Source organism: Leucobacter sp. M11 (assembly GCF_035726885.1).
GTDB lineage: Bacteria > Actinomycetota > Actinomycetes > Actinomycetales > Microbacteriaceae > JAPFRB01.
This window is the reverse complement of the sequence record NZ_JAPFRB010000002.1, coordinates 516,095-522,290: the sequence shown is the minus strand read 5'-3', so window position 1 is coordinate 522,290 and position 6,196 is coordinate 516,095. Positions and strand designations below refer to the sequence as shown.

Here is a 6,196-nt window from a genome sequence, read left to right as displayed (position 1 = left end):
TGCGGCGCTTGGCGAGCAGGAGCACGGCGGCGAGGAGGAGGGAGATCACACTCATCCCGACGGGCCCGCCGATCACGTTGAGGACGCGGGAGACCGCGAGCATTGCCGGGGTCGCGGCGGCGCGGAGGATATCGTGCCAGGCGAGGTCCGGCCCGATCGGGCCGAGGGAGGCGAGCATCACCCAGACGCCGAGGCCGAGCACGAGGACGAGGGCCCCGAGACCGATGCCGACCGCGCGCGGGCCGAGCGAGGCGAAGCCGCAGCTGGGGCTCTGACAGGAAGCGGATGTGCTGGACATTCCCCAGAGCTTACGCGCTGTGGCCCGGCGCGCCCTGAGCGCAGCGCTGCGTCACCCGTGTTGCGCGGGAGCGAGGCGATCCTGAGCGCGAACAGCGAGCGTGAACACGGCCGCGCCACCCCGGGGTGAACGTATCGAAAGGGTAACGAAATGAGGATATCGGGCACAGGCGGGAATTCTTGATACTTTCTGAGGGCGGAGCGATGCGCTCGGCAACGCTGGGGGAGAACACTCGATCAGTCTGTGCTTGGGGTCTCCTCTTTACGGTTGAGGGAGACTCTGTGCGGCTCAAACGGTTTCGGGCACTGTCGGCGTTGCTTGCGGCGACGCTGGTGACCACGCTGATCACCTCGCTGGGCGTCCTCACGGCGCTGCCTGCGCAGGCCAACGGCCCCCCGGTCACCCTTCTCCCTCGCCGCAACCGACCGCGGCACGGGCGCCCCCATCACCGAGGTTGAGGCGGGCGGCCAGTTCCACTTCACCGCGAGCTCGGGCTGCCCCGACCCCGCGGGCTGCGGTCCCGCCACCCTGACCGTGGTTTTTCCCGCCGAGGTCGAGTTTGTCGCGGGGGAGTTCAACCCGCCGAGCGGTGCCACCGTCACCGTGACGCCCGAGGGCGGGCCCGCCACCGGGAAAACCGTGACCCTGACCTGGGCCGAGCTCGAGGGCGTCTCGGTCGCGCACCTGCCCGCTCGGGTTCCCGCGGATGTCGGCGCTGAGCTTGACGGGTCCGAGCAGACCGCCGAGGCGATCATGGTGGGCGGTGCCGGTGAGCACACGACAACCATCGAGACTGCGGCGACCGTTGCCCTGCGCGTGTATGAGAAGCCCGGGCTCGCGAACGTCGGGCAGAGCTGGTCCGTGCCCTCCGTGCCCGAGGGGACCGGCACCGCCGCCCGAGCCACGGTTTCGGGGACCGCGACCGCAAACACCCTGAGCACACTCATCTTCCGAGCCCCCTCCGGGGCGGCGCTGCCCGGGGGCGCCCTGCCGGTCGCCGAGGCCTTTGACCTGACCGCGATCAGCCTGGCGGAAAACACGCTCGGGGCGACGGTGGTGTTTGAGGTCGCGGGCGGACCCGGCGTCCAGCACGAGCTGCCCCCCGGGGAACTGACGGTGGCTGCCCCGGCGAACGCCATCGGATACCGGGTCGAGGTTTCCGGGCTTCCCGGGCTCGTGGGTTCTGCGGCCGCCGAACGGACCGTCACGGTGCACGCGGATTACGTCCTGCGTTCCACCCAACGCACGAGCGGTGAGCGAATCATCGCATCCTCGGCGAACACGCGACAGGTCCGCGCTTCCGCCCTGGTCACAAATGAGGTCACCGACCCGGCCCCCGGCGTCTCACCCGCGGTGGACGGCCAGGCACACAGCGACATCGTGGTCGCGGCGCTGCTGCCGGAGATCCAAAGCGACCTGACCTGGGTGACCGATTCGGGCGACAACACGTCTGTGTACGGCTCGAAGGAGGGCTCCTCATCGACCCTGCGGGTCGCCAACACGGGGCAGTCCCAACTCCGCGAGCTGAGCGTCAAAGTCACCAATTCGGGCAGCAGCTTCTTCGAATACCAACGCTTGGAAACGCTTCCAGACCTGGTCTTCCCGGCGGGAGCAACCTCGGCCACGATCCAGTACCACTTCATCGGGAGCCCGGCCAGCGGAGCCGTGCAGCCCTTCGGCCCGGGAGACACCGTGCCCGGTCCCGACGCGGACGGTCAGCAACTCGGTGACGTCTCGGGGATCACGATCGTGTTCCTGGCCGCGGACGGCGCCGCCATGAGCGGCGGCTGCGCGCTCGATGACGCTGCCTGCGCCGGACAGGTCACCCTCTCCGGCAGCCTGCGCGACGCTCGCCTGAGCAACGGCGCCCCGATCGTGCCGCCCGCGAACAACCCGGGAACGACCACGGTGAGTCACCTCGTTGATCTGACCGCGGTCGCGACGACCGGGGCCACCGTGAACCTCACCACCGCCCGGACGCTCCTGCTCATTGTGAAGCCGCAGCTCACCGTCACGCTCTCGAAGCGCTACGGCGACGGCAGCACGAACGTGGTCTATCCGCTGACCGGGATCGCCCAGGCAGGGGATCTCTACGACCCAGAGCAGGGCGCCGCGGGGTTCCGGGATCACGCCTTCCGCCTCGTGGCCGGGACGGCTCCGGCGGAGAACGCCACCGAGATGCAGGGGACCCGGGAGCTGACGATCGTCGACCCGCAGACTGCGCCCACGCTCGGGAACCTGAAATCCGGGCCGTTCAACGCGGTCCGCTTCACCGCGCTCCCCGACGGGGAAGCCGTGTGCACCACGGGCGGCGATGAGGCTGCCGGAGAAGCGCCGACGACGGTGCGCAACACGACCGACACGCAGGTTTGGGTGGTCGACCGGGTCGACAATCCGCAGCAGATCTCGAAGGTCCCCTTCGACGCGACCATCGACCTGGAACTGGTCGTTGGCGTGGAGTACCGGATTCTGCCCCTCGACCGCTCCTCTTCCTTCCCGGTTGACCTGCGTTGCGCGACCCCCGCGGGCGCCACCGTCATGTTCCGGGAGCACCGGCTCAGCGACGGCGCACTCGTCTCCCCGGCCACGATCGGGTCCACGGATACCCCCGGCCTGTTCGCCGCGGGGAACACCGCGGAAGTGCGCACGGGGCAAAACACGGCAACCGCGACGGGCAGCGACCAACTGTTTCTGATCGAGCTCGAACGCGCCGCCGTCTACAAGAGCGTTGCCGCTGGGGCCCGGTCCTACGGCATCCAGGACCAGAGCTCTCCGACCGGATTCCTCCTCTCCGGGGTGCCCGCCGGCCAGAACTCCGTGGAGAGCCGGATCATCGACGGAGGTCACACCGGACGCTCCCTCGACGTGTTCGCCCTGACCGGGGTGCGGGACGCCAGGCTCGGTCCGGACCAGGTCCTCACCGTGCGGTTCCGAGACCAGAGCGGCGCCGAGATCGGACCCGTCGGCAGGGTTGACGCGGGCACCACGCTCAACGGTGCGTCCCTGACTCCGGAGCAGATCGAGGACTCGCAGAGCGCCGCCTACCTGGAGTTCCAGGGCACGAAGCGTCCGATCGAATGGAGCGGGGACTGGGCCGAGGGCGCGCGCAACGCCGTCTTTGCTCTCGAGGTGAGCGTGTCCCGCGCGGACCCCGAACAGGCGCTGCAGCGCTACGGCGCGTTCTCCGTGGTTGCGGACATGACGCTGCGTTCCCACCTCCTGAGCGACCCGAGCACCGCCGTGGACGGGACCCTCAACGGGAAGGTCTATAAGAACTACGCCGACCTGGCCTCGCGCGCGCTCGATGAGTCCTGGTCGACCGACACCTACACGAGCTCCGCGGAGTTCCTGGTGTACGCGGCCAATGAGCTGTTCGGCGGCTCGGAGCTCCGATGGGGCACCTCGGAAGACTCGGACAACTTCCTGGTCGGGCTCCACCAAACCCGCTCTCGGGTCACGCTCGACGTCTGGAACAAGACCGCGCTCGGGGTCAAAGACGTCGATCCGGGGAACCAGTGGGAGGCCCCCAACAGCATTGCCGTCGGGGTCGATTCCCTGAGCGCCAGCATCGGCGACGCACCGACCCCCGAAACGAATCCGTTCCTGATCACCGACTTCCAGGGCATCGAGTCGATGCGCTGGCCCGAGCGAGACGGCGCTCCGGAGGGCGCCAGCGCCGCGGAGAAGTTCGTCGCGGGCGAGATCACCTACCAGCTGCGGGACGGCAGCACGAAAACCGTGGCCGCCCCGGTGGGAGCGAGCGCCGCTCAGCTCAACCCGGACCCCGCGATCTGGCCGGACATCACCGGCATCACGGTCACCTGGCAGGAGTCCGGAAAATACGTGGGCACCAAGCGCCCGAGTGACAACGTGCACGGTCGCCTGGTGTTTCTGACGAGCCTGCGGGACAACGTCCGCGCGGGGAGCACGTCGTACACCTTTCTGGAGGGCACCCCCAATGTGCTCGCCCCCAACGCGCCGATCACCGGCCCCCTGCCCGGCTCTCCCGCGCAGGTCGCTGGGCAGGTCGCGGCCACGACCATCGCGTTTGACACGCTCCCCGGGACGGTCACGGACACTCCCGGCCAAATTGTGATCGCCCGACCAGCGACCGATCTTGGGCTCGAACTTCGGCCAGACGGGCGTGAGCTGTTCCGGGACCCGGACCGGTGGAGCGAGCAACGCTGGACCGTCGCGGTGCAGAACAAGAGCAATATCTCGGTCGCCGCGCTCCAGCTCGCCACCGACAAGCAACTGCTCGCCGAGGGCTGGCCGAGCAACGATCCGAGCGGATTCCAGGTGGTTCCGGGTTCCGTCTTCGACGTCTTCAACGTCACCGGTGCCCGGGTGCAGTATCCGAGCGGCGCGGTCAGCGCGACCCTGTGGGCGCGTGGCGAGGACGGGACCTGGACCGCGGCGATCCCCGCCCGGCACAACACCGCGCTCGCCCTGCCGCAAACCGGGCCCGGGCCGAACAGCTGGGCCGAGGTCACCGGGTTCCGCGTGCGCTTCGACGGCGACGAGGACGAGCTGAAGCGCATCGCGAAGCAGGGCAAGGGGACGCTCCTGATCGACACCAAGATGCGACACGCCCTGCGCAGCGACCCGAACGAACTCGCGCCGGGGACCGCGCTGCCCGCCGGATCGGACAGCTGGGAGAGCGCGCTCACGGCCGCCGGCTCGCTGCACCTCACGACCGCCGCGGAAGAGCCGGAACCGGCAGATCTCACCAGCTCCGTCACCATCAAGGCGGGAACCCCGCTGCCGAGCATGCGCAAGTTCGCGGGATCGCACACGAACAACAGCACGAGCGAGGTGGGGAACCCCGGCGCGTGGATCAACTTTGACCTCGTCCTGAGCAACGCGGCCAACGCCTCGAGCAACCTCTACGGCCTGAGCGCGCTGGACGTGTTCCCCGAGGGGCTGAACTACAACGCGGTCAACGCCAATACTACCTGGCGGGTCTCCGCCCCCGAGGGGATCTCCGTGGAGCCGGAGTTCTCCCTCGAACCCGGCACCCCGTCAACGATGCGGTGGACCTGGCCCGAGGATCAGAGCCTGAAACCAGGGGAGAAGATCGTCATCACGGTTCCGCTGCAGGTGAGCGACGGATCGGGCGCCGGGACCACGGCGACGAACACCGGGCGGGTGGTCGGCTCCGGCATCGAGGGGGCGCTGAATCCCTCGGTGTGCGCTGAGGTGGCCTCGCCCAACGCGGCGTGCTCCGCGCAGGCCTTCGTCACGTCCCTGCGCAACGACTCCGTCCGCGGCGAGTCATACATTGATGCCCGACACGGCAGCGCCACGGTGTCCGGGGCCGAGTGCGATGCCTCCACGGTCTCGGACTGGGCGGACGGCACCTGGGTGCGCAACCCCTGCGTGGCCGAGACGACCACGGGAGATACCCTCCGGTACCGGCTGAAGCTCATCAACTCGGGCAACATCGACCTGCAGCAACTCCGCTACGTGGATGAGCTCCCCGAGACCGGGGACCGCGGCACGGTACTCACGAGCCCGCGCGGCTCCGAGTGGAATCCGGCGCTGCTGCCCGGCTCGGTCCGCCTACTCACCGGAGCCGCGGCGACCGACCTGGGCGCGCGGGGCGACGGGATGATTCTCCCGCCGGGGACTCGCTACTCCGCCACGGAGAACGCCTGCCGGCTCTACCCCGACGCGTTTTCGGGGCCCCAGACCCTCGCCTGCGACGATGGCGCGTGGTCCGGGATCGCCTCGAAGACGAGCAAGTCGTTCGGCGGGGACATCGTGTTCTCCGAGGAGGACCCGCTGCACGGCGGCGAGTATGTGATCGTGGAGTTTGTGCTGACGGTGCCCAGCACCGGCCTTGAAGGGACCCGGAGCTGGAACTCGGCCGCGGTGACGGGCCGGACCGCCCCGGTC

The 6,196-nt window shown here is 69.3% G+C and carries 2 protein-coding genes; one reads left to right on the top strand and one right to left on the bottom strand.

Going from position 1 to position 6,196, the window contains the following annotated elements; all coding sequences use genetic code 11:
* Positions 1 to 298: hypothetical protein (locus tag OOT08_RS06800; protein ID WP_325091844.1), on the bottom strand; the 298-nt coding region annotated here is incomplete at its 3' end.
* Positions 299 to 832: 534 nt separating this feature from the next.
* Between OOT08_RS06800 and OOT08_RS06795 the strand changes: the two genes are divergently transcribed.
* Positions 833 to 6,196, top strand: a 5,364-nt coding sequence (locus OOT08_RS06795) for a hypothetical protein (protein ID WP_325091843.1), incomplete at its 3' end; no start/stop codon positions are given.